This window comes from Oleiphilus sp. HI0117 (genome assembly GCF_001635235.1).
In genome coordinates, this window is sequence record NZ_LWGA01000408.1 from 1 (window position 1) to 608 (window position 608).

The following is a 608-nucleotide window of genomic DNA, read 5'->3' on the forward strand; positions in this document are numbered from 1 at the left end:
TTTTATTCGTGGGTTTACTATCTCCCGATATCCATTCTTGTTTGCCGTTCGAAGCCAATCGTTTCTTTGCGGCTTTGGGTTTCGGTTTTGCTGTCTGTTTTGGTGCCGGTTTCTTAACTGGCTTCTTTTCGGGTTGTTCTATCTTTGTCGACAAGCGCGAGCTGGATGTCTTTTCAGTGCTTGGCGGGGTGCTGTCAGACGCACTGCGAATAATCGTTTTGTTGGGGTCGTGAGCCGGTCCGTTTACTTCGAAGGTTAATACGTCCAGCTTGATTTTGTCGCCATTTTTAACAGCTGATTGTTTTACTTGTCTACCATTTAAAAAGGTGCCGTTGGAGGAGTCGAGATCTTCCATGTATAGCTGGCCACTTTTAACTTCTAATGCTACGTGCTTTCTGGAAAGGTGTTCCAGAGGTAGCGTTATGTCGCAGCTTGGGTCTCGACCAATAACGACGCGTTTATTGATGACAAAACGGCTTTGGTCTAGCCAGCTTGCGCTAGAGTAGATAGACCAACCCGCAGAGTAGTTTGTCGTGGAACCTGCATTGCTCTGTTCATTCACAGACTTTGGGTCGATTAGTTCCAGTTCAATAGAGCCAATGGTGATG

The 608-nt window shown here is 46.4% G+C and carries 1 protein-coding gene; it reads right to left on the bottom strand.

All coding sequences use genetic code 11. The annotated features are described in order from the left end of the window. The coding region (locus A3757_RS04810; protein WP_197469788.1) for an FHA domain-containing protein at positions 1-608 on the bottom strand (608 nt) is incomplete at both ends.